At 61.6% G+C, this 24,593-nt stretch carries 17 protein-coding genes; 6 read left to right on the plus strand and 11 right to left on the minus strand.

From position 1 onward, the window contains the following. Positions 1–311 precede the first annotated feature (311 nt). A complete protein-coding gene (locus ACQ7C1_RS09390; RefSeq protein WP_430958092.1) occupies positions 312–1,304 on the plus strand; it encodes an adenosine kinase in 993 nt (330 codons plus the stop codon). On the opposite strand, the gene ACQ7C1_RS09395 is transcribed toward ACQ7C1_RS09390, so the two are convergent. After that, entirely contained in the window at positions 1,297–1,836 is a 540-nt protein-coding gene (locus tag ACQ7C1_RS09395) for an SH3 domain-containing protein (RefSeq protein WP_011423530.1), read from the minus strand. The genes ACQ7C1_RS09390 and ACQ7C1_RS09395 overlap by 8 nt on opposite strands. A 184-nt stretch (positions 1,837–2,020) precedes the next feature. On the opposite strand from ACQ7C1_RS09395, the gene ACQ7C1_RS09400 reads away from it, so the two are divergent. Beyond that, entirely contained in the window at positions 2,021–3,022 is a 1,002-nt protein-coding gene (locus ACQ7C1_RS09400) for a 2-hydroxyacid dehydrogenase (protein WP_097600442.1), read from the plus strand. Positions 3,023–3,028: 6 nt separating this feature from the next. On the opposite strand, the gene ACQ7C1_RS09405 is transcribed toward ACQ7C1_RS09400, so the two are convergent. From ACQ7C1_RS09405 to recF, 3 genes are read right to left on the minus strand one after another with little or no spacing between them, the layout of a single operon-like run. After that, positions 3,029–3,502 carry a GNAT family N-acetyltransferase gene (locus ACQ7C1_RS09405; protein WP_085776531.1) on the minus strand — a complete coding sequence of 158 codons (474 nt, stop codon included), beginning with the start codon at positions 3,500–3,502 and terminating at the stop codon, positions 3,029–3,031. Further along, positions 3,499–4,332 carry a molybdopterin-synthase adenylyltransferase MoeB gene (locus ACQ7C1_RS09410; RefSeq protein WP_430958093.1) on the minus strand — a complete coding sequence of 278 codons (834 nt, stop codon included), beginning with the start codon at positions 4,330–4,332 and terminating at the stop codon, positions 3,499–3,501. Before ACQ7C1_RS09410 ends, ACQ7C1_RS09405 begins: the two co-directional genes overlap by 4 nt. After that, positions 4,329–5,453: a DNA replication/repair protein RecF gene (recF, locus tag ACQ7C1_RS09415; protein ID WP_430958094.1), complete on the minus strand. Its 1,125-nt coding sequence runs from the start codon at positions 5,451–5,453 to the stop codon at positions 4,329–4,331. Before recF ends, ACQ7C1_RS09410 begins: the two co-directional genes overlap by 4 nt. 382 nt (positions 5,454–5,835) lie before the next feature. Between recF and ACQ7C1_RS09420 the strand changes: the two genes are divergently transcribed. Next, positions 5,836–6,201: a helix-turn-helix domain-containing protein gene (locus ACQ7C1_RS09420; RefSeq protein ID WP_085776533.1), complete on the plus strand. Its 366-nt coding sequence runs from the start codon at positions 5,836–5,838 to the stop codon at positions 6,199–6,201. A gap of 110 nt (positions 6,202–6,311) precedes the next feature. On the opposite strand, the gene ACQ7C1_RS09425 is transcribed toward ACQ7C1_RS09420, so the two are convergent. The 6 genes from ACQ7C1_RS09425 to ACQ7C1_RS09450 all read right to left on the minus strand — a co-directional run bounded on the left by ACQ7C1_RS09425 (position 6,312) and on the right by ACQ7C1_RS09450 (position 15,626). Further along, on the minus strand, positions 6,312–6,512 hold the full coding sequence (locus tag ACQ7C1_RS09425) for a hypothetical protein (protein WP_430958095.1): 201 nt from the start codon (positions 6,510–6,512) through the stop codon (positions 6,312–6,314). Between the two features lie 340 nt (positions 6,513–6,852). After that, a complete protein-coding gene (gene dnaJ, locus ACQ7C1_RS09430) occupies positions 6,853–7,980 on the minus strand; it encodes a molecular chaperone DnaJ (RefSeq protein ID WP_085776535.1) in 1,128 nt (375 codons plus the stop codon). Between the two features lie 85 nt (positions 7,981–8,065). Then, the gene (gene dnaK, locus ACQ7C1_RS09435) at positions 8,066–9,982 is read right to left on the minus strand and encodes a molecular chaperone DnaK (protein ID WP_430958096.1); all 1,917 of its coding nucleotides are present in this window, start codon (positions 9,980–9,982) and stop codon (positions 8,066–8,068) included. A gap of 282 nt (positions 9,983–10,264) precedes the next feature. Then, positions 10,265–12,592, minus strand: coding sequence for a transglycosylase domain-containing protein (locus ACQ7C1_RS09440; RefSeq protein WP_430958097.1), 2,328 nt, complete (start codon positions 12,590–12,592; stop codon positions 10,265–10,267). Between the two features lie 530 nt (positions 12,593–13,122). Further along, entirely contained in the window at positions 13,123–13,794 is a 672-nt protein-coding gene (locus ACQ7C1_RS09445; RefSeq protein WP_430958098.1) for an SH3 domain-containing protein, read from the minus strand. Positions 13,795–14,237: 443 nt separating this feature from the next. Then, positions 14,238–15,626 carry a dipeptidase gene (locus tag ACQ7C1_RS09450; RefSeq protein ID WP_085776539.1) on the minus strand — a complete coding sequence of 463 codons (1,389 nt, stop codon included), beginning with the start codon at positions 15,624–15,626 and terminating at the stop codon, positions 14,238–14,240. Between the two features lie 210 nt (positions 15,627–15,836). On the opposite strand from ACQ7C1_RS09450, the gene ACQ7C1_RS09455 reads away from it, so the two are divergent. Further along, on the plus strand, positions 15,837–18,221 hold the full coding sequence (locus ACQ7C1_RS09455; RefSeq protein ID WP_430958099.1) for a bifunctional diguanylate cyclase/phosphodiesterase: 2,385 nt from the start codon (positions 15,837–15,839) through the stop codon (positions 18,219–18,221). Between the two features lie 6 nt (positions 18,222–18,227). Here ACQ7C1_RS09455 and ACQ7C1_RS09460 read toward each other — a convergent pair whose 3' ends face one another. Then, a complete protein-coding gene (locus ACQ7C1_RS09460) occupies positions 18,228–18,644 on the minus strand; it encodes a MarR family winged helix-turn-helix transcriptional regulator (RefSeq protein WP_097600434.1) in 417 nt (138 codons plus the stop codon). Between the two features lie 410 nt (positions 18,645–19,054). Here ACQ7C1_RS09460 and polA point away from each other — a divergent pair, with 410 nt between their 5' ends. Both polA and ACQ7C1_RS09470 read left to right on the plus strand, forming a co-directional pair. Next, on the plus strand, positions 19,055–22,054 hold the full coding sequence (gene polA / locus ACQ7C1_RS09465) for a DNA polymerase I (RefSeq protein ID WP_430958100.1): 3,000 nt from the start codon (positions 19,055–19,057) through the stop codon (positions 22,052–22,054). Positions 22,055–22,224: 170 nt separating this feature from the next. Further along, a complete protein-coding gene (locus tag ACQ7C1_RS09470; RefSeq protein ID WP_430958101.1) occupies positions 22,225–24,591 on the plus strand; it encodes a DNA translocase FtsK in 2,367 nt (788 codons plus the stop codon). The last annotated feature ends 2 nt before the right edge of the window (positions 24,592–24,593 follow it).

A 24,593-nucleotide genomic window follows, 5' to 3' on the forward strand; every position in this document is an offset into this window, starting at 1 on the left:
AAGCGGGCACAGCCCGCTTTTCCGCATCCGGCGTTGCCGGATGCCCGAATCGCGAAGCTGCCAGTTCATCCGTGGTCAGCATCGCGCCGTAAGATCGAAGGGGTCATCCCTCGGGTGCCCGGCTGCAACTGAAAGCTGCTTATGCCGGTGTTCCTGCGAGTATTTCTAGATTTCGAAGATGACAGGGGCGTGACGAATGAGCGGCACTTTTGCGAAGAAATAGATGCGCCATTCACCATTTGTCCTTCCAAACCGCGGAAATTTCGCTAAGACCGAACCCCGGCTATCACAAATCCGGGACCCCCCATTTCATGACAAGATTCGATGTTCTGACGGTCGGCAACGCAATCGTGGATATCATCGCCCGTTGCAACGATCAGTTCCTCATTGACAACCAGATCACGAAGGCGGCGATGAACCTCATCGACGCCGAACGCGCCGAACTCTTGTATTCACGCATGGGGCCGGCTCTCGAAGCCTCCGGCGGCAGCGCCGGCAACACGGCGGCGGGCGTTGCCAACCTCGGCGGCAGGGCGGCTTATTTCGGCAATGTCGCTGCAGATCAGCTAGGCGACATCTTCACCCACGACATCCGCGCCCAGGGCGTTCACTACCAGACGAAGCCGAAGGGCACCTTCCCGCCGACCGCGCGTTCGATGATCTTCGTCACCGAGGATGGCGAGCGTTCGATGAATACCTATCTCGGCGCCTGCGTCGAACTCGGTCCTGAGGATGTCGAGGCCGATGTCGTTGCCGATGCCAAGGTCACCTATTTCGAAGGTTATCTGTGGGATCCGCCGCGCGCCAAGGAGGCGATTCTCGACTGCGCCCGCATCGCCCATGAAAACGGCCGGGAAATGTCGATGACGCTGTCCGACAGTTTCTGCGTCGATCGGTACCGCGGCGAGTTCCTCGATCTGATGCGCTCCGGCAAGGTCGATATCGTCTTTGCCAATCGCCAGGAGGCGCTGTCGCTTTACGAGACCGACGATTTCGAAGAGGCGCTGAACAGGATCGCCGCGGACTGCAAGATCGCCGCCGTGACGATGAGCGAGAACGGCGCCGTCATCCTGAAGGGCCGGGAGCGTTATTACGTCGATGCGATCAGGATCCGGGACGTTGTGGATACGACGGGTGCCGGCGACCTGTTTGCCTCCGGCTTCCTCTATGGCTACACGCAGGGACGGTCCCTCGAGGATTGCGGCAAGCTCGGCTGCCTGGCTGCCGGCATTGTCATCCAGCAGATCGGCCCGCGCCCGATGACCTCGCTTTCCGAGGCCGCCAAACAGGCGGGGCTTATTTGAAGGCTTCGCCGGGATAGGCGCCCCAGATTTCCGACTGCGCCACCCAGCCCGCGGCGCCGTCGGTTTCTGCGTGGCACCAATCGCCGTTGCATTCGCCGATCGTCAGCATCACGCCGGGTTCCAGCTTGGCGACGATCGAGGCGGAGGGCTGCGCCTCACGGCGCAGATTGACATAGACGCCCTTGCCCTTCGTCTTCATCCAGGGCGCGGCGATCGCTGCGCGCTGGCCCGATAGCAGCGACTGGTTGACCCAGCCTTCAGTACCATCGGCATCGCGGATGCGGCGCCAATTGTCGTATTCCTGGATGATCTCCACCGGAAGGCCGGATTTCAGATACATCCACGATACGGCGAAGTCCGTTCCCGGGCCGATGCGCAGGTTGACGCGCTTCGATTTCAATGTGACGAAGCGCGGCAGTGGCAGGCCGCTCGGCCCCTTGGCTGCCTGCGCATGAGCAAATTCTAAGGTTCCCATGGATGCGGCCAGAGCGATCGCAAGGGCGAGGCAGGACTTCAGGACTTTGCTGCGCATGGAGGCTTCCGTTTGCTCGAATTCGCGCCAGGCACGGCCTGCGCGCGGTCCGGGCTTTTACATTCCACGGCTGCACCACGAGTTTTGTTTGTCTTCGCGTGCGGGTCTGGTAGAAATTGCCCGGAACGGGAAAATTATCACCCCTCTTGGTTAAAGACCTCTGAACAAGGCACCGCAGGCAGCCATGACAGCGAAGAAAAAACCGAAGGTCTACATCACCCGCAAGCTGCCGGATGCCGTCGAAACCCGAATGCGGGAGCTCTTCGATGCCGAGCTGAACATCGATGACACGCCGCGCTCCATTCCCGAACTTGTCGCCGCTGTCCGGACCGCCGACGTGCTGGTGCCGACCGTCACCGACCGCATCGATGCGGCGCTGATCGATGAGGCGGGACCGCAGATGAAGCTGATTGCCAGCTTCTCCAACGGCACCGACCACATCGACGTCGAGGCGGCGGCGCGCAAGGGCATCACCGTCACCAACACGCCGAACGTCCTGACCGAGGACACTGCCGATATGACGATGGCACTGATTCTCGCGGTTCCGAGGCGGCTCGGCGAAGGGGCGCGGGTCCTGACCGACAAGCCGGGCGAGTGGGCCGGCTGGTCTCCCACCTGGATGCTCGGCCGGCGCATTCACGGCAAGCGGATCGGCATCGTCGGCATGGGGCGAATAGGCACGGCGGTGGCCCGCCGCGCCAAATCTTTTGGTCTTTCGATTCACTACCACAACCGTAAGCGCGTCAATCCGGCCGTCGAGGACGAGTTGGAGGCAACCTATTGGGAAAGTCTTGACCAGATGCTGGCCCGCGTCGACATCGTCTCGATCAACTGCCCCTCGACACCGGCGACCTTTCACCTGATTTCGGCGCGCCGCCTGGCGCTGCTGCAGCCGACTGCCTATCTCGTCAATACGGCGCGCGGCGACGTCGTCGATGAAACCCAGCTGATCAAATGCCTGAGAGAGGGCAAGATCGCCGGCGCCGGCCTCGACGTCTTCGAGAACGAGCCTGCCGTCAATCCGAAGCTCGTCAAGCTCGCCAATGAGGGCAAGGTCGTGCTGCTGCCGCATATGAGCTCGGCGACGATCGAAGGCCGGATCGACATGGGCGACAAGGTCATCATCAATATTCGCACCTTCATCGACGGCCACAGACCGCCGAATCGGGTGCTGCCTGGCCGCTGATGCGCGTCAGCGTATAAGGCTCTTCCGCATCTCGACGAAGGTCGTCCTGGTGAAACCGGGATGCGCCTTCTCGGCGGTTCTGGAAAATCCCCATGCGGCAAAGACGGCGTGATTGTCGGTAAGCTCGATGCGTGTCTCCAGCCGCAGGGCGGCAAGGCCGAATTCTGCAGCCGTCTCCTCGGCAACTGCCAGCAAACGCCTGCCGAGGCCCTTGCCTTGCGCTGCCGGCAAAACGGCGAGCTTGCCGACATAGAGACAATCGGCCTCCGGCCGCAGAAACAGGCAGCCGGTCAGTTTGCCATCGTCGATGACGACATGGCCGATCTCGGCCTCAGCCTTTGCTGCCAGCGTTTCCGCCGTGAGACCGAGCGCCGAGGATGGCGGATCGATCCTGCCATTCATCGAAGCGAAGGCCGTGAGGATGAGGGCGAGCAGTTCGTCCCAGCGCGTGAAGTTCTGGTCGAGGCGGATAATCCTCATCCGGCCTGCCTGGCGCGGCGGCGCCTATAGCGTACGGTTTCGAACCGGGCCGAGAGTGCGTCGTAAAGCAGCAGCCGCCCGATCAGCGGTTCGCCGGCGCCGGTGATGAGCTTGATCGCCTCCATCGCCATCATCGTGCCAATGACGCCGGTGAGCGCGCCGATAATGCCGGCTTCAGCGCAGCTGGGAATCAGACCCGCCGGAGGCGCCTCGGGAAACAGGTCGCGATAGCCTGGGTTGGGCGCTCCGTCCTCGGCCGTCTCATAAGGTTTTAGCACGGTCAGTGAACCGTCGAAACGACCGACGGCGCCGGTGACGAGCGGGATACGTGCTTCCTCCGCCGCATCGGCCGCGGCATAACGCGTATCGAAATTGTCGGAGCCATCGATCAGGAAATCGAAGCCGGATAATTGACGCCGGGCAGTCTCGCGAGAAAAGCGTTCCTCGAAGCGGACGAGCCGGACATGCGGGTTGAGCCTGGCAATTGCCAAGGCGGCGCTTTCGGTTTTCAGCTCGCCGATCGTGCCGGAATCATGGATCACTTGGCGCTGCAGATTGGACAGGGACACCCGGTCGTCGTCGACGATGCCGAGCGTGCCGATACCGGCGGCGGCGAGATATTGCAGGATCGGCGCACCGAGCCCCCCGGCGCCGATCACCAGCACACGGGCGGCTTTGAGTTTCTGCTGGCCTGCGCCGCCGATTTCGGGGAGCAGGATATGGCGTTGATACCGGGCGATTTCATCGGGGCTGAGAGGTTCCATGGCGGCGATCGTAGCATGGCCGCCGACATCGGCAAAAGCGACATCGGGAAAAGCTGTCTCCCTCATCCGAACACCCTTCCGTCCGCAACCGTAAAGAACTGCGCCCTGTCGCCGAGGGCCGAGAACATTCCCCGATCCGTTCCGGTCATGAAGGCCTGACCTCCCAGTCCGTCGATAAGGTCGAACAGCGCGGCGCGCCTGTTCTCGTCGAGATGCGCAGCGATCTCGTCGAGCAGCAGGATCGGCGCATGACCGGTGAGATTGCCGACGAGCCGCGCATGGGCAAGCACCAAGCCGACAAGCAGCGCTTTCTGCTCGCCGGTGGAACACCGCTCCGCCTTTATCGCCTTTTCGCGGTGGTGTACGATGAGGTCGGTCCGGTGCGGCCCCTCCAGCGTGCGCCCTGCGCCGGCATCGCGGTATCGGCTCTCGGCGAGCATCGCCGCGTAGTCGTCCTCGAGGTCGACCGATGGCCGCGAGAACTGGCCGTCCATGAAGCCGGAGAGCTGCAGCGAGGCTGACGGGAAAGGCGAACTCTCCAGTGTTTCCTCGGTCAGCCGGGTCAAGAGGCCGAGCATCTCCTGGCGGGCGAGCGCCATGGCGATGCCGAGGCTTGCCATCTGTTCTTCGATACCGGCAAGCCAGGAAGGGTCGAAGCGACCTTCGTCCAGCAGCTTGTTGCGGCTGCGCATGGCGCGCTCGAAATCGCTCGCGCGGCGGCCGTGGGCGGGATCGAGCGACAGCACCAGGCGGTCGAGAAAGCGTCGGCGGTCGGCGGAGGCGCCGGTGAAGAGCCCGTCCATCGCCGGTGTCAGCCAGAGAAGACGCAGATGATCGGTCAGCTCGTCGGCGGTTTTAGCCGGGGTGCCGTTGATCCGAAGCCGGCGAGCTGTGGTGTCCTCGCCCGTTTCTATGCCGGTTCCGATCTCGACTTCGCCCTCCATGCCGTCAAGCGCCGCGAAGATCGAAAAGCCGCCGGCCGCGCCGACGCGGGTAATGTCGCCATAGGCGGCTCGGCGCAGACCGCGGCCGGGCGAAAGCAGCGAGACCGCCTCCATGAGATTGGTCTTGCCGGCGCCATTGTCTCCGGTCAGCACGACATGCCGACCATCGAGACTAAGGCTCGCGGCGGCATAATTGCGGAAGTCTGTCAGCTTCAGACGGGAAAGAGAAACCTTATGCGGCATTGCGTATCCGGGTTCGTGAAGCGTGACAGCTAAGCCGAAGCGGCGCGGTTGGCAAGCGCGCCGCCTTGCGCCGCGGATCGCGCGCACTTTACCAGAAGCATCGCAAACACGATCGATTCCGGAACTTTTCGGTACCGTTTTCCCAAATCCTGGAAAAATACAACCGCATCAGAGGCCTCCGACATTGGGAGTCCTCACCGACGACGGTCACCGTCGGGGTTCTCGGATAGCCTGTATAGCAGGGCTTCTGCGACTTTCCTCGATGGCTGCTGACGTAACGTAATGCCCAGAAAAAGTCGGTTGAATTTTGCAACTGCCGGGTTGCGTTATCCCGGGAAAGCGATATGGTGAACAAAAGGTTCATGTATAAGAGAGTGGTGAAGTGCCAGATCCGGTCGATATCATTGTTGGTCGCAACATCAGACAGCTTCGCGCCATTCGTCGTGTTTCCCAGCTCGAGCTTGGTGAAGCGCTCGGGCTGACTTTCCAGCAGATCCAGAAATATGAAAAGGGAACGAACCGCGTTTCAGCCAGTAAGCTGCATCAGATCGCGGTTTTTCTCGGCGTCGAGATCTCCGCCCTCTTCGAGGGGACGGATATATCGGAATTCGGCGGCCGTATCGAACTCAGCCCTGATGCCTATGCCCTTGCGCTGAGCTACGACAAGCTGAACTCGGCTGCGGGCAAGGAAGCGGTCAAGACCATCCTTACACTCATGAGCGGCGACGTGGTCGAGAGCGCCGCCTAACTCAGCCGAAGCGGTCATCTGAGCTCGGAAAAGCAACAGGGACGACATCCGAACCATGCTGGGGGCTGCCTGTCCTCAGAGGTAGACGCATTTCCCGACGCGCTGGTGAATCAATGAATCTCGCACCCATGCAACGCCGTCAGCAGGTCGTCCTGCGTCTGGTGGCCGGCGTGGTAGAGGTCGATCGCGATACTGGCGATGGAAAGGCCCTGCTGGCTGCGAAGCTTGATATTGCGCTCGGCACACCATGTGTAGATGGCGCCGGCGAGAACGTCGACATCTTCGGACTGAGTGGAAAAGGTTGGCGCCATGATGGATACTCTTGCTTCGTGGTCCCCGTTAGAGCGTCTGCATCCAAATGGGACGCGCCGGAAACGCTCTGTCGCTCTGAAACTGCGCATCACCCTCCTGACATCGATGGCGAGGTCCTGGGTCATGCGCTGACGGCAGAGATTGGAGTCATTTTAAAAACTTGCAAGCGGCATCATCTGGCTGCGTTAACGCAAGTTCCTGTTCCGATCCGGCGCCGTGTCGATCTGGAACAGATCGCCCGGCATGAACTACCCATGTCTCAAATCAGGATTTGCGCGAGCAAAAAAAGCCGGAGACGTTTCCATCCCCGGCTCTCGCGATTGCGTATCGATCGACCGCTCAGCCTTCGAAGAATTCCTTCATCCGGGCAAAGAAGCCGGTCGACTCGGGATTGTTCTCCTTGGAGGAAATCTGCTCGAATTCCTGCAGCAGTTCGCGCTGACGTTTGGTGAGCTTTTGCGGTGTCTCGATCTGGATCTGGATATAAAGGTCGCCCGTCTGCGCCGAACGCAGCACCGGCATACCCTTGCCCTTGAGACGGAACTGTTTGCCGGCCTGCGTGCCCTCAGGCACGCTCACCCGCGATTTGGTGCCGTCGAGCGTCGCTACGTCGAAGGTTCCGCCGAGAGCAGCCGTCGTCATCGAGATCGGCACGGCGCAATAGAGATCGGCTCCGTCGCGCTGGTAGAATTCATGCGGCTTAACCGACAGGAAGATATAAAGATCGCCGGCCGGTCCGCCGCGAGCCCCGGCTTCGCCCTCGCCCTGCAGGCGGATGCGTGTACCATCCTCGATGCCGGCGGGAATATTGACCGAGAGCGACCGTTCTTCCGTCACCCGGCCCTGGCCGTGGCACTTCGGGCACGGATCGGGAATGATCTGGCCGCGGCCGTGGCAGGTCGGGCAGGTCCGCTCGATCGAGAAGAAGCCCTGGGCCGCGCGCACGCGGCCCGAGCCCTGGCAGGTGCCGCAGTTCTTCGGCTGAGTGCCGGGCTTGGCGCCCGATCCCGAACAGACGTCGCAGGTAATGGAAGTTGGAACGCGGATCTGCGCCGTCTTGCCCGAGAAAGCCTCTTCCAGCGTTATTTCCATATTGTAGCGAAGATCGGCGCCGCGCTCCCGGCCTCCCGCGGAGCGCTGACGCGCCCGGCCGCCGCCCATCATCTCGCCGAAAATATCCTCGAAGATGTCGGAGAATCCGCCACCGGCAAAGCCACCGCCACCGCCGCCCATGCCGCCATGTTCGAAGGCCGCATGGCCATAACGATCATAGGCTGCCCGCTTTTGCGGGTCCTTGAGCATCTCGTAGGCTTCGTTGATTTCCTTGAACTTCCGTTCGGCTTCCTTGTCATCCGGGTTCTTGTCCGGATGATATTTCATTGCCAGCTTTCGGAAGGCGCTCTTCAGCTCTTTCTCGTCCGCCGATTTGGCTACACCCAGAGTTTCGTAAAAGTCCGCTTTTGCCATTAAGGATTAAACCCCGGAAATGGATTTCCGGCTGCCATGGTGAGCAGCCGGATCAGGTGTTGAAGCATAACCACGCCGCCGCGGATTACGCGGACTTCTTGCGGTCGTCGTCCTTGATTTCCTCATAGTCGGCGTCGACGACATTGTCGCCGCCTTCCGCGGAGGAATCGGCAGCAGCGCCGCTTTCGGCCTGCTGTGCTTCATAGATCGCCTGGCCGAGCTTCATGGATACTTCCATGAGCGTCTGGGTCTTGGCCTTGATGTCTTCGGCGTCGGCTTCGGTCGCCTCGGTCGAGGACTTCAGCGCGGCGATCGCATCCGAGATCGCGGTGCGGTCGGCTTCGGAGACCTTGTCGCCGTAATCCTTCAGCGACTTTTCCGTAGAGTGGATCAGGCTTTCGGCCTGGTTCTTGGCTTCGACGGTCTCGCGACGCTTCTTGTCTTCGGCAGCATGCGACTCGGCGTCCTTGACCATCTTTTCGATGTCGGCGTCGGAGAGGCCGCCGGAAGCCTGGATGCGGATCTGCTGTTCCTTGCCGGTGCCCTTGTCCTTGGCCGAAACCTGCACGATGCCGTTGGCGTCGATGTCGAAGGTGACTTCGATCTGCGGCACGCCGCGCGGCGACGGCGGCAGGCCGACGAGGTCGAACTGGCCGAGCAGCTTGTTGTCGGCAGCCATTTCGCGCTCGCCCTGCGAAACGCGGATGGTGACGGCCTGCTGATTGTCTTCGGCGGTCGAGAAGGTCTGGCTCTTCTTGGTCGGAATCGTCGTGTTGCGTTCGATCAGACGGGTGAAGACGCCGCCGAGCGTTTCGATGCCGAGCGACAACGGGGTGACGTCGAGCAGCAGAACGTCCTTGACGTCGCCCTGCAGAACGCCGGCCTGGATGGCGGCGCCGAGCGCAACCACTTCATCCGGGTTGACGCCCTTGTGCGGCTCCTTGCCGAACAGCTGCTTGACGACTTCCTGCACCTTCGGCATGCGGCTCATGCCGCCGACGAGAACCACTTCGTCGATTTCGGCAGCGGTGACACCGGCGTCCTTGAGGGCTGCCTTGCAGGGCGCGATCGTACGCTGGACCAGATCGTCGACCAGGCTCTCGAGCTTGGCGCGGGTCAGCTTTAGCGTCAGGTGCTTCGGGCCGGAGGCGTCAGCCGTGATGAACGGCAGGTTGATTTCGGTCTGCTGCGACGACGACAGTTCGATCTTGGCCTTTTCCGCGGCTTCCTTGAGGCGCTGCAGGGCAAGCTTGTCGTTCTTCAGATCGATGCCGTTGTCCTTCTTGAATTCGGCAACGAGATATTCGACGAGGCGCATGTCGAAGTCTTCACCGCCGAGGAAGGTGTCGCCGTTGGTGGACTTCACCTCGAAGACGCCGTCACCGATCTCGAGGATCGAAATATCGAAGGTGCCGCCGCCAAGGTCGTAGACGGCGATGGTCTTGCCGTCCTTCTTGTCGAGACCGTAGGCTAGAGCGGCAGCGGTCGGCTCGTTGATGATGCGCAGGACTTCAAGACCGGCGATCTTGCCGGCATCCTTGGTTGCCTGGCGCTGCGCGTCGTTGAAGTACGCCGGAACGGTAATGACGGCTTTCTCGACCTTTTCGCCGAGATAGGATTCGGCGGTTTCCTTCATCTTCTGAAGGATCATCGCGGAAATCTGTGCGGGCGAGTAGCCCTTGCCATTGGCTTCGACCCAGGCGTCGCCATTGTCGCCCTTGACGATGCTGAAGGGAACGAGATGCTTGTCCTTCTCGACGGTCGGGTCTTCGTAGCGGCGGCCGATCAGACGCTTCACCGCAAAAAGCGTGTTCGTCGGGTTGGTGACCGCCTGGCGCTTGGCCGGCTGGCCGACGAGGCGCTCGCCATCATCGGAAAAGGCCACCATGGAAGGGGTCGTGCGCGCACCTTCCGCGTTCTCGATGACCTTTGCGTCCTTGCCGTCCATGACTGCGACGCAGGAATTCGTCGTTCCAAGGTCGATACCAATTACTTTTGCCATGTCATTCTCTCCTTGAAGCAAGCTGTCGGAACCCCCAGAAGGCATTTCCCTGACAGCCCCTTACGGGATGGGTCTACTTGCGATTACGCAATCGTGATTGCGGTGATGCGGCGTATATAAGGAGCGGTTTTCTCGACTGCAAGGCGGGAAATGGCCCCGAATCCGGCAAAACGAATGTGTTGCCTTCAATTTTCGCAGCAGCCGGGAAAGAGGCCGCCCGATCCGCGGAAAGCGTACGATTTCTAGGATAGATGGCTTGCGCCGGGCATGCAGCACGGAATCTCATTGACCCATGATCAGGTCGAGCAGGGTCGTGCGCCGAGGCTGCACCGAAGAGGTCGTCTGCGACCCACCGACATCGCCGGGCGGCACGATGCCGTCGTAGCCTGAACTGCCGCCGTCGGCTACGTCTGCAGGAGGAACAGGGCCGTTGCCGGGGTTTGCCCGCTGTTGCCGGACAGGCGCCTGTGGATACCGTTCTGCATTCTCGCCGCCGCCGAAGACGCCGGAAATGATGCCGCCGATCGTCGTCTGTGGCGGCACTTCGGCCGTGACCGGCTGCCCGCCGTCGGGCGCTGCCTGGGCCATCGGCTGGCCGCTGTTCGGATCGTCGATGAGCTGGCCGTTGCCGAAGAGCGGCGCCGGCGAAAGACCCTTGTGGGCGGCGACCATGAATTCCTTCCAGGCTTTGGCTGGAAGACCACCGCCGGTCACCTTCTTCATCGGCTTGCCGTCGTCATTGCCGAACCAGATGCCTGTCGTGAGGTTGCTGGTAAAGCCGACGAACAGCGCGTCGCGCGAATTCTGCGTCGTGCCGGTCTTGCCCGCCGCCTGCCAGCCGGGAATCTTGGCGCTCTTGCCGGTGCCGTTTTCGATGACGCCCATCATCATCGCATCCATCTGCGCGGCGATCTGCTCGGAAAGCACGCGCGGCGGACTGTCATAGGTATTTTCGTAGAGAACCTTGCCCTCGGCGGTCGTCACTCGGCGGATGACGTGCGGCGTCGCCTTGTAGCCGCCGTTCATGAAGGCTGCATAGGAGGCGGTCAGTTCCATCAGCGACACTTCGGACGTCCCGAGTGCGATCGAGGCGTTCGGCTGCAACTCGCTTTCGATCCCGAGCCGGTGGGCGAGCTTGATCACCTGATCCGGCCCGTCATACATGACCAGCTGCGCGGCCACCGTGTTCAGCGACTTGGCGAGCGCGGTCGCCAGCGTCACTTCGCCATTGTATTTCTTCTCGTAATTCTCCGGAGTCCAGTCGCCGATGCGAATCGGCGCGTCGTTAAACACCGAAGATGGCGTCAGCCCTTTTTCCAGCGCTGCCGTATAGACGAAGGGCTTGAACGAAGATCCCGGCTGGCGCTTGGCCTTGACGGCGCGGTTGAACTGGCTCGTCGCATAGTCTCTGCCGCCGACGAGCGCCCGGATCGCCCCGGTGCCATCGATCGAGACCAGGGCCGCCTGCGAGGCATCGAGTTTGCCGCCCTCCTTGTCGAGCACGTCGACCAGCGACTGCTCAGCCTTCTTCTCCAGCGATTTGTCGATCGTCGTATCGACGATGATGTCTTCCTTGACGTCGCCGATCAGTCCCGGCAATTCGTCCATGACCATATCGGCGACATAATGCCCGGCGCCCGACCAGTAGCTCTTGGCCGAAGCCGGGGTCTGCGACATCGCTGTCTTGACCTCGGAATCGGTGATGAATCCCTGCTCGCGCATCGCCGCCAGCACGAGCTGGGCGCGCGCATTCGCCGCTTCCGCGTCGCGGGCCGGCGAAAGCCGCGACGGCGCCTTGAGCAGGCCCGCCAGCACCGCTGCCTCGCCGAGGTTCACATCCCGCGCCGATTTGTTGAAGTAGCGGCGAGAGGCCGCCTCGACGCCATAGGCGTTCGACCCGAAGAACACCCGGTTGAGATACATCGCAAGGATCTGGTCCTTGGTGTATTTCTGCTCCAGCCAGAGCGCGAGCAGCACCTCCTGCACCTTGCGTTCCAGCGTTCTCTCGGGAGAGAGGAAGAGATTCTTGGCAAGCTGTTGCGTCAGGGTCGAACCGCCCTGCACCATGTGGCCGGCCGTGAAATTGGTGACGATCGCCCGCCCAAGGCCGAGCGGATCGACGCCAAAATGCGAATAAAAACGCCGATCTTCGATGGCGATGACGGCTTCGGGAATATAGGGCGACATGTTTTCGAGCGACAGCGCCTCGCCGCCGGTGGCGCCGCGATTGGCAATGACGCTGCCGTCGACGGCGGTGATCTTGACGTTCGGCGGACGCTCGGGGATCGCCCATGTGCTGGCGCTCGGCATGCGCGAGCCGTAATAGAGAACGAGCCCGGCAACGCCGATGCCGGCCCAGATGAAAAGCACGACGCACCAGTAGACCACGCCGCGCAGGAAACCGAAAAGGCCGCCGCCTTCACGCTCCCGCGGCTCGCGCCGCCGCTGGCGGGCGGCACGCTGCGGCGGGGGCTTGGAGCCGCCGCGACGCGCGGATCTGCTTCCGATGACGCGGTCATCGGCGTCGAGCGAAAATTCATCATCTTCGCGGGCCGGGCGGCCGCTGAAGGACGGTTCGATTCTGTCGCCTGATTTGCCTCTGACTGCCATCGCGGACCGGTCGCATCCCCTGTTCGATCGCGAAGCCCACTTCGCATAACGGCGCCCAGTTACAGCGCCAGGCGTCTCTTTAGACGCGAGAAGGACGCTGTAGCACTTTGAAGTGCTGCATAATTTTGTCCTTAAACTGATTTCGATTTAAGGAACCATACAGCGGGCGACGCGATCATCCGAGTGAACTGTAATTGCGGCGATTTAACGGGGTGTTAAAGGACAAAGAGTGAGTGGTCGCGCTGTCGAGGCGCGCGGGTCATGACCACAGACCGGGGAGGCGGTGTAACAATAAAATGGAATTGCTGATTTAAGAATTATGCACCGACTGGAACCAATAGGCTCGACGGCTGTTTATGGAGAAGCGGGACAGCCCCTCACGTCCCGCGAATGATCGGCCGTCTCCCCTCAACGCGCGCCGATCGACATCAGGCCCGGTGCATCCCCCCAAGGAGCGCCGGGCTTTTTCTCGGCTCCGTTCACGGTGAGTGCTGTTCAGAAAAGGGCGGCATCGCTGCCGCCCTGCTCTTTCAGTCGCACTTGGGATCGCCCGGACGGCAGACGAAGGGCGAGGCCCTGGGGTCGGGACGATTGTAGGTGTCGGCTTTGCCGCCTCTGAACTGCGGTAGGTCACGGAAATTGGTGTCGGTTTCCCGACGCTCGGGCCGGCGGACTTCCTCTCTCCGGTCGTCGTCACGCCAGTCGCGGTCGCGATCACGATACTCGCGGGCCCGGTATTCCCGATTGCCATAGTCGCGATAATCCCGATTGCGATAGTCGCGGTTGCGGTAATAGTAGTCCGGGCCGCGGCTCCAGCGGTCACGCTCGCGATAAAAATCGCGATGGCGGTAGTAACGGTCCCAATAATTGCCGACGCTGAAGGTGACCAGCGGAATGCCCAGCGGACGGTAATATCGCGGACCTACATAGACGCGGCGTTGCTCGTAGACTGCCTGCACGTACTGGCCCGAAACCCAGCCGCGGCCGCCGTAGAATTCGACGTCACACCAGTTGACGTTGGAAAGGCATCCACGGATTTCGACGGACGAACCGGCGGGTATGACGGCGACTGCGGGATACCGGGTGCTTGGCCCTGCGCGCATGTTGACGTTTGCCGTCGAGTAACCCTCGGCGGCCTGCGCAATTGCCGGAGCCAGCACTAGCAGTGTGGCCGCGGCTATTTTGACGATGAGTTTTTTCACGCTTCTCACTCCTCGTTGGCGTGTTTTCTGGCAGCGCTCGACTGCCTTTCCTTGGCATATGCCATTTGGAACAAAAGATAGAGCGATCGCCGGCATTTGTTATGGCGTCACCATTCGCTTTGTCTTTCAATAGCTTATAGGCCGAGCGCGATGAACGTAGCTTGAATGGGGGGAGATTTGTGCTCTCATGCGCTGCTACAGGGCACATGAACCGACAGGAGCGCGGAGCGTCTCCGGCACGTCAGGCTGTTCGGCAATTGAGGTCTGGTCCCGACCGAAAGGTTAACCTTTTGTTAACCTTTCGGCGGCAGTCTGACATCAATACCCGCTTGCTCCTTGACCACGGATGAACTGGCACCGAGCCGAGCGGATGACGAAAGGCCGGGCGACCGGCCTTTTTGTATTTTTGATTTTAGCGCGCCGACACTGCGCGCAATTGCCCTTCAGCCGGCGAGCGCCTGAAGGATCCGCACCCAGGAGCGGATGCCCTTGTGGTAGGAGACAAGCTCGTATTTCTCGTTCGGCGAATGGATACGGTCATCGGCGAGGCCGAAGCCGACGAGCAGCGATTCCATGCCGAGCATCTTCTGGAAATCTCCGACGATCGGGATCGAGCCGCCCATGCCGATGACGATGGCAGGTTTCGGCCACTCGTCGGAAAGCGCCGTCTTCGCCTTGGTCAGAACAGGCGAATCATAGGACAGATGAATTGCCGGCGAGCCGCCATGCGGATGGAATTCGACCGAGCAGTCGGCCGGAATTTTCGACCTGACGTAGCTGCGGAAAGCCTCACGGATTGCCGCCGGATCCTGCGTGCCGACGAGCCGAAACGAAACCTTGGCCGAGGCCTTGGCGGCGATGACCGTCTTGAAGCCTTCGCCGGTATATCCGCCCCAGATGCCGTTGATTTCGGCCGTCGGCCGGGCCCAGGTGAGTTCCAGCACCGACCGGCCCTTTTCGCCGGAGGGAATGGAAAGGCCGACTTCACCGAGAAAACTCTCGGCCGTCTTGCCGAGCGTCTCCCATGACGCCTTGATGTTGTCGGGCGTTTCCTCGACGCCGTCGTAAAAGCCATCAAGCGTGATGCGGCCGGTCTCGTCATGCAGGCCGGCAAGCGCCTCGACGAGAATATGGATCGGATTGGCCGCAGCGCCGCCGAAGAGGCCGGAATGCAGGTCGCGGTCGGCGGCCGTCACGACCACTTCTTCGCCGACGAGGCCGCGCAGTGCCGCGGCGATTGCCGGCGTATCGCGGTCCCACATGCCGGTATCGCAGACAAGCGCATAATCGGCCTTGAGTTCGGCGGCGTTGGCTTCGAGGAAAGGCTTCAGGGACGGTGAGCCCGATTCCTCCTCGCCCTCGAACAGAATGGTGATGCGGCAGGGAAGTGCGCCGTTGATCTCCTTATAGGCGCGGCAGGCTTCGACGAAGGTCATCAGCTGGCCCTTGTCGTCGGAGGTGCCGCGCCCGGTCAGGATCTTGCGGCCATCGCCGACATCCTTGATCGATGGCTCGAAGGGATCGTTCTCCCAGAGCTCGATCGGGTCGACCGGCTGCACGTCGTAATGGCCGTAGAAAAGCACATGCGGCGCGTCGGCGGAAGCGCCGCCATGGTGGGCGACGACCATCGGATGGCCGGGTGTGTCACGCACCGAGGCGGTAAAGCCGAGGCCTTCGAGATAGGCGACCAGCCATTCGGCTGCCTTCCGGCATTCGGCCTTGTAGACGGGATCGGTGGAAATCGACTGAATGCGCAGAAGCTCGAACAGCTTTTCGAGGCTTGAGGAAAGGTTCTGATCCGCGCGCGCAAGCACTTGTTGTAGATCCGTCATTTTCGACTCCTTTTTGAAATTTGGCCGGACGATAGACCAAACGAGGAAAGCAGGCGAGGCGGAAAAGCAAATGGGCGGCGCGAAAGCGGCCGCGTCCGGATCGGGTGCAAGAAGATTACTGCGGCGATATAGAAGAACCTTCTAATTCAATTTACAGTTATTTAGTAGAACCCAAATAACTTGGCCGTATTCAGCTGTTCGGGGGAGCGGATGTTTTCGGTCATTGCATGTATTCGCGACGATCATGATTGGCGGCTGGTGCTCGCGGCCGCGGCGGTTTGTCTGATCGGCGCGATGGCAGCGATGCTGCCGCTTTCACGCGCTCAAGGATGCGATGCCGGGCGCCGCAAGCTCTGGATAGGCGCCTCGGCTTTCGCCTTCGGCACCGGCGTATGGGCAACGCACTTCATCGCGATGCTGGCCTATGACGGCGGCATGCCGATCAGCTACCAACTGGGGCTGACGGCGCTTTCCTTTCTCCTGTCGGTTGCCGGTTCGTGGGCGGCGATCGTCGTCGCTTCGGAGAGCCGCGGCAGGTTTTCGCGCATCCGCGGCGGCGTCCTGATGGCGCTCGGCATCGCCTCGATGCACCTGACCGGTATGCAGGCGATCGAGACACAGGCGGTGATCGTCTACGATCCCTACATGACGCTGAGTGCGGTTCTCGCGGGGGCGCTGCTGTCGAGCGCTGCCTTCTACGCCTTCTTTCAGTGGAGCGGTCTGAGGCGGCTCCTCACCTCGTCCGTCATCTTTGTCCTTGCAATCTGCGCTCTCCACTTCATTTCGATGGCAAGCATCACGCTTGTGCCGGATCCCGGCAAAGAGGTCCCGGCGATGGTGCTCGATACCAGCCTGCTGGCAGCGATCGTGGTGGTAGCGGCGACGGCTCTCATTCTGACCGCTATCGCGGTGGTTTTTATCGATAGCCATCTGACGGATCTGAGAGGGCTCGCCAATGCCTCGCAGGAAGGGCTGCTGATCCTGCGCGAAGGCAGAGTCATCGATGCCAATGAACGGTTCCAGGCTCTTTCCGGCTGGAAGCTTGCCGATCTTATCGGCAAGGCGCCGTCCGCTGCTTTGACCGCCATACAGGGGCAGAACAGGCCCGGCGAGACCTTGCTCAGCACCAGCAGCGGCAAGGAGATCGCCGTCGAAGTCAATACGAGCAGGATCGTCTATCGCGGGCACAATTGTGACGTGCTGGCGGTGCGCGATCTGACGGAGCGCAGGCAGGCCGAGGAGATGATCGAGCATCTCGCCCACCACGATGTTCTCACCGATCTTCCGAACCGGTCGTTGTTCGATACGCGCATCCGTCAGGCGCTGCAGATGGCCGAACGAAAGAGCAGCAAGGTGGCCCTCTTCTATATCGATCTCGATCGGTTCAAGAGCGTCAATGATATTTTCGGCCATGCCGAGGGCGACCGAATTCTCCGCAAGGTTGCCTCGATCCTCCGGCGCGTCGCCGATGAAACCGATACGATCGCCCGTCTCGGTGGCGATGAATTTGCCATCATCCAGCCCGCCGGACAGCAACCGGCGGCCGCGCAGAAGCTCGCAGCGGCGATCCTCGACGAATTCGCCGCCGAGATGGATACGGCACGCGACCCAACAGCCGTCGGCGTCAGCCTCGGCATCGCCCTTTACCCGGCCGACGGACGTGATGTGGACGAGATCTGCAACAATGCCGATATCGCACTCTATCGGGTCAAGCACGGCGGTCGCGGCAAGGCCTGTTTCTTCGACGCGGAAATGGACGAAGCCACGCGCGCCCGCCGCCAGATCGAAAGCGAACTGCGCCACGCCATCACCCGCAATCAGATCCATGTCAGCTATCAGCCGATTTACGGCGCACTGAGCGGCGAGGTCAGCGGTTATGAGGCCCTGATGCGCTGGAACCGGCCGGGGCACGGCATCAGCGAGCCGGATGTCTTTATTCCGATCGCCGAGGAAAGCGGATCGATTGTCCAGCTCGGCGAATGGGTGCTGCGCGAGGCCTGCGCAGAAGCTGCGCGCTGGCCGCATCCGCTGACGATCGCCGTCAATGTCTCGCCGGTGCAGTTCATGCTGCCGAACCTTTGCGAGCGGATCGAGGCAATCCTCGAGGAAACGGGGCTCGCGCCCGACCGGTTGGAAATCGAAATCACCGAGGCCGCTCTCATCCGTGACCGCGATCGGGTGATGGCCACGCTGCTGCGCCTGCGCAGTCTCGGTGTTCACATCGTCATGGACGACTTCGGCACCGGTTTTTCCTCGCTTTCCAACCTGCGAACCTTCCCGTTCGACAAGATCAAGGTCGACCGCAGCTTCACCGGCATGCTCGAACATGACGCGGCGTCACGTTCGATCGTGCGCGCAATCATCGGTCTCGGCCACAGCCTCGGCATGCCTGTCGTGACGGAGGGCGTCGAAACCGAGACGCAGCGCCAGATCGTCCTCGAAGAAGGCTGCTCGCAGGTGCAGGGCTTTTTGCTCGGGAAGCCGGATATCGAGCCGAGCATCAAGCTCGCCGCCAAAAGCCTTCTGTCCTCGACGGCCGACGCTGACGCGTCGCCGCCTCCGTGGCGGCGATCTACGCGTCTTGCCGGTGAATAATCTCGATCAGAGCGTCTTGGCGTTTTCCAGCAGCCGGCGGATATATTCGAGCGTCAGCTCGCGTTCGAATCCGCGAAAGCCTTTGAACAGCGCGAGGTCCGCCTCACGCGCGGTCTCGATCGCCTCAGCTTCCATTGCACGCGCCTTCGGCGTCAGGAAAATCAGCTGCGCCCGCTTGTCGGAGGGATGCGGCCGGCGCTCGATCAGCCCGTCGCGGACCATGCGCGAAAGCGTATTGGCCATGGTCGCCTGCTCGATAGCGACTCGGTCGAGAAGCTGTTTCTGGGTCAGCCCGTCCTCGGCCCAGAGTTCCAGCAGGATGGGAAACTGGCCGGGAGAGAAACCAAGCCCTATCGCGCGCTGGTGCAGCGAGCGGGCAAAACCCTTCGCCAGCTGGCTGGCAAGGTAAGCTCCCGAATCCATGCGGTTAAATCCCATGATCGCAAGTTAGGCTCAAAACCGTGCCGGAGACAATGCAGCAAATCGCAGAGGATGCTGCAAAAAATGCAAGCTGCGATCAGAACGGCGCGAACCCGAAAAACAAAAGTCGCCATGACCTGGAGGTTGGCCATGGCGACTTTAAAATGGGGACAAAGGCCCGGAGAGGGGGATAAGGCCTTTGTCCAAGCCTGATGCGGCGGGGGACAAGCCGGTAATCAGACCCGCGACGCGATCAAGCGCCGGTGACATGCATTTGTAGCTACGAATGTGGTTTTTCAAGGGTCACGGTACGTTACAAATCGGTAACAGTTTGGTGAGCGGAAATTCTTTCCGCTCTTGGCGCACCGAACTTTATATGGACCTCGTTTCCTGCCCGCGCTATCCATGCACGCATGAAAAAAGGCGATCATCTCTTCCTAGTCGACGGTTCCGGCTTCATCTTTCGGGCCTTTCACGCACTACCGCCGCTGACGCGCAAGACCGACGGTCTTCCGGTCGGCGCCGTCTCCGGTTTCTGCAACATGCTGTGGAAGCTCTTGAGGGATGCGCGCAACACCGATGTAGGGGTAACGCCGACCCATCTTGCCGTCATTTTCGACTATTCCGCTAAGACATTCCGCAAGGATCTCTACGACGCCTACAAGGCAAACCGTTCGGCCCCACCGGAAGAGCTCATCCCGCAATTCGGCCTCATAAGAGAGGCGACTCGTGCCTTCAATCTGCCCTGCATCGAGACCGAAGGCTTCGAGGCCGACGACATCATCGCCACCTACGCCCGCCAGGCCGAAGCATCAGGCGCCGACGTCACCATCGTTTCCTCCGACAAGGATCTGATGCAGCTCGTCACCCCCAACGTCCACATGTATGACAGCATGAAGGACAAGCAGATCGGCATTCCCGACGTCATCGAGAAATGGGGCGTGCCGCCGGAAAAGATGATCGACCTGCAAGCGATGACCGGCGATTCCGTGGACAATGTTCCCGGCATTCCGGGAATCGGCCCGAAAACAGCCGCCCAGCTCCTCGAGGAATATGGCGATCTCGACACGCTGCTCGAGCGCGCCACCGAGATCAAGCAGGTCAAGCGGCGTGAGATGATCCTTGCCAATATCGAGATGGCGAGGCTTTCGCGCGAACTCGTCCGCCTGCGCACCGATGTGCCGCTCGATCTCGATCTCGACGCGCTGGTACTGGAACCGCAAAACGGCCCGAAGCTGATCGGCTTCCTGAAGACGATGGAATTCACGTCGCTGACACGACGCGTCGCCGAAGTCTGCGATTGCGATGCGAGCACCATCGAACCGGCGGTGGTCCCGATCGAGTGGGGCAAGGCGGCCCATGGTCCTGATCTCGATGCGGCCGAGCCGGAGCCTGTTGCCGGCGGCATACCGGACGTTTCGGGCGAATCGGTGCCCGTGCCGCCTCGCGCGAAGGCAAAGGCCGGTATCGAAGGCGCTTTTTCGCCGGCCGATCTCGCCAAGGCGCGGGCCGAGGCTTTTGCGGCGCTGCCCTTCGATCATTCGAACTATGCGACGATCCGCGATCTCGCGACGCTCGACCGATGGATCGCCGATGCGCGCGACACCGGCCTCATGGCTTTCGACACGGAGACCACGTCGCTGGATGCGATGCAGGCCGAGCTTGTCGGCTTTGCGATGGCGATCGCCGACAATGTCAGCGATCCCACCGGCACAAAGATTCGCGCCGCCTATGTGCCGCTCGCCCACAAGAATGGCGTCGGCGATCTGCTCGGCGGCGGCCTGGCCGAAAACCAGATTTCCATGGGTGACGCCTTGCCGCGGCTGAAGGCATTGCTGGAGGACGAATCGGTCCTCAAGGTCGCCCAGAACCTGAAATACGACTACCTCTTGATGAAGCGCTATGGCATCGAGACGAAGAGTTTCGACGACACGATGCTGATCTCCTACGTGCTCGACGCCGGCACCGGCGCTCACGGCATGGATCCGCTCTCGGAAAAATTCCTCGGCCATACGCCGATCCCCTACAAGGATGTGGCGGGCAGCGGCAAGGCGAACGTCACCTTCGACCTGGTCGATATCGACCGCGCCACCCATTATGCCGCCGAGGACGCCGACGTGACGCTGCGCCTCTGGCTGGTGCTGAAGCCGCGGCTGACGGCGGCGGGGCTGACCAGTGTTTACGAGCGGCTGGAGCGGCCGCTGCTGCCGGTGCTGGCGCGCATGGAAGCGCGTGGCATTACGGTCGATCGGCAGATCCTGTCGCGGCTGTCCGGCGAACTGGCTCAGGGTGCGGCGCGCCTGGAAGACGAGATCTACCAGCTCGCCGGCGAGCGGTTCAATATCGGTTCGCCGAAGCAGCTGGGCGACATCCTGTTCGGCAAGATGGGCCTTGCCGGCGGCAGCAAGACGAAGACCGGACAATGGTCGACCTCCGCTTCGGTGCTCGAGGATCTCGCCGCCGCCGGTTTCGAGCTGCCGCGCAAGATCGTCGATTGGCGCCAGCTCACCAAGCTGAAATCCACCTATACCGACGCGCTTCCGGGCTATATCCATCCGGAGACCAGGCGGGTCCACACCTCCTATTCGCTGGCTTCGACGACCACGGGGCGCCTGTCCTCGTCCGAACCGAATCTGCAGAACATTCCCGTGCGCACCGCAGAAGGCCGCAAGATCCGCACCGCCTTTATCTCGACGCCCGGTCACAAGCTGATTTCCGCCGACTACAGTCAGATCGAACTGCGCGTACTTGCCCATGTGGCCGAGATCCCGCAGCTGACTAAGGCCTTCGAGGACGGCGTCGACATTCACGCCATGACCGCTTCGGAAATGTTCGGTGTGCCGGTCGAAGGCATGCCGGGTGAAGTGCGCCGCCGTGCCAAGGCGATCAATTTCGGCATCATCTACGGCATCTCCGCCTTCGGCCTCGCCAACCAGCTTTCGATCGAACGCTCGGAGGCCGGCGACTACATCAAAAAATATTTCGATCGCTTCCCCGGCATCCGCGACTATATGGAAAGCCGCAAGGCAATGGCCCGAGACAAGGGTTATGTCGAAACGATCTTCGGCCGCCGCATCAACTATCCCGAAATCCGCTCTTCCAACCCTTCGGTGCGCGCCTTCAACGAACGGGCGGCAATCAACGCGCCGATCCAGGGCTCTGCGGCCGATGTCATTCGCCGGGCGATGATCAAGATGGAGCCGGCGCTCGCCGAAGCCGGTCTTGCCGAGCGTGTGCGCATGTTGCTGCAGGTGCATGACGAGTTGATTTTCGAGGTCGAGGACGAGGATGTCGAAAAGGCGATGCCGGTCATTGTCTCGGTCATGGAAAACGCCACGATGCCGGCGCTCGAAATGCGCGTGCCGCTCAAGGTCGATGCCCGCGCCGCCACCAATTGGGACGAGGCGCATTAACCGCCTCCCCAAACTGAAAAAGATTTTTCCGCTTCTCCTAACTCGTTGAAATCACGACCATGTACCTCCCCGGGCCGTACCGGAGCGATACGGCTGGAAGGAACTTATTAACCTTCCTTTTCTATCCCGGTAGGGTCGTAATTTGTTAGGCATGAGTGAGTAGCGGACGCATGCGTTTTCCCAGAACCAATTTGACGGATGCCGCAGATTTTTCCAGCGGCATTGAAACGGAGCTTCCGGAGGAAAATCCAGGCGAGAGGCCGCCGGCGCCGATCTGGCAGAGCAACTTCTCGCTCGCGCCGAATGTTCGCTTCACCCGCACGCCCGAAACGCTGATCAGCCGCCGCCGCCCGTCGAACGAGCCCGTTCGCAGTGAACCGGAAGCGGAACAGCAGGCGATACGGATAGAACCGGTCGCGGTCGACGTGCCCTTCGATATCTATCTGCCGGAGCCCGCTGAAGCTGCCGTAGTGCAGGCTGAGATCGAGACGCTGCAGCCGCCGGCCGCCGCGGTGGAGGCTCCTACCCTGCGCGTCGCTTCCGAACTGTCTTCGATTTCCGATTTTGCCTTCTGGGAAGTCATGGCGTTCGAGGAGGGCGAACCGGTGCGCGTGCCCTCGATCATTCTTCCGAAGATCGAGACCGCGCCCGAATCGATCACCTCGCTGTTTCGCGTCATGGAATGGCGTCCGGGCGCGCTGAAGCCCGCTCAGGCCGCATCCCGACCGGTCCAGCTGCCGGCTGCAGCGCCCGCGCCGGCGGCTCTGCGCCCGCCGGCGGCGATGTCCCTGGAAAGGCCCGTGCGTACCCGCGAGGCGGCGATTGCACCTGCGCCTCAGGTCGCGCCCCAGACTGCGCCGATGCCTCAGGTCACGGCGGTGCCTCAGGCCGCCCCAATGCCTCAGGCAGCCCCAGCGCCTCAGGCCGCCTCTATGCCTCGGCCTACGCCCCCGGTCGCCGCAGTCCTGCCGTCGCCGCGCCTTGCGGCAAGGCCTGAAAAGATCGATGCATCAGGTTATGAATTCCCGCCGCGCGCTCTTTTGCAGGAGCCGCCAGAACGTCTCGGCGAGATCATGTCGCAGGAGACGCTGGAGCAGAATGCCGGTCTTCTGGAAAGCGTGCTTGAGGATTTCGGCATCAAGGGCGAGATCATTCATGTCCGCCCCGGCCCCGTCGTCACCCTTTATGAATTCGAGCCGGCGCCCGGCGTGAAGTCGTCGCGCGTCATCGGCCTGGCCGATGATATCGCCCGCTCGATGTCGGCGCTTTCGGCCCGCGTCGCCGTGGTCCCGGGCCGCAACGTCATCGGCATCGAGCTGCCGAATGTCACCCGTGAAACCGTCTATTTCCGGGAGATGATCGAGAGCCAGGATTTCGACAAGAGCGGCTATAAGCTGGCGCTCGGCCTCGGCAAGACCATCGGCGGTGAGCCTGTGATTGCCGAGCTCGCAAAGATGCCGCATCTGCTCGTCGCCGGCACCACCGGTTCGGGCAAATCGGTCGCCATCAATACGATGATCCTGTCGCTGCTCTACCGCATGACGCCGGAGCAATGCCGGCTGATCATGGTCGACCCGAAGATGCTCGAACTCTCCGTCTATGACGGTATTCCGCATCTGCTGACGCCCGTCGTCACCGATCCGAAAAAGGCTGTCATGGCGCTGAAATGGGCGGTGCGCGAGATGGAGGAGCGTTATCGCAAGATGTCGCGCCTCGGCGTGCGCAACATCGACGGCTATAACGGCCGCGTCTCCCAGGCGCGCGAAAAGGGCGAGACCATCCATATCATGGTTCAGACCGGCTTCGACAGGGGAACCGGTGCGCCGATCGAAGAAAGCCAAGAGCTAGACCTTGCGCCGATGCCTTACATCGTCGTCATCGTCGACGAGATGGCCGATCTGATGATGGTCGCCGGCAAAGAGATTGAAGGTGCGATCCAGCGTCTGGCGCAGATGGCGCGTGCCGCCGGTATTCACCTGATCATGGCGACCCAGCGTCCGTCGGTCGATGTCATCACCGGCACGATCAAGGCGAATTTCCCGACCCGCATTTCCTTCCAGGTCACCTCGAAGATCGACAGCCGCACCATCCTCGGCGAGCAGGGCGCAGAGCAACTGCTCGGACAGGGTGACATGCTGCATATGCAGGGTGGCGGCCGCATCGCCCGTGTCCATGGCCCCTTCGTCTCCGATGCCGAGGTCGAAAAAGTCGTCGCGCATCTGAAGACGCAGGGCCGTCCTGAATATCTGGATACGGTCACGGCCGACGAGGAGGAAGACGTCGAGAATGAAGAAGACGGCGCCGTCTTCGACAAGAGTGCTATGGGCGCCGAGGACGGTGACGAGCTCTACCAGCAGGCCGTCAAGGTCGTCATGCGGGACAAGAAGTGCTCAACCTCCTACATCCAGCGCCGCCTCGGCATCGGCTACAACAGAGCCGCCTCCCTGGTGGAGCGGATGGAAAAGGAAGGTCTCGTCGGCCCGGCAAACCACGTCGGCAAACGCGAGATCGTATCCGGACGCGGCGAGGGCGATTGATC

The sequence above is a fragment of the Rhizobium sp. Nf11,1 genome (assembly GCF_050587665.1).
In the GTDB taxonomy this organism is placed as follows: domain Bacteria; phylum Pseudomonadota; class Alphaproteobacteria; order Rhizobiales; family Rhizobiaceae; genus Rhizobium.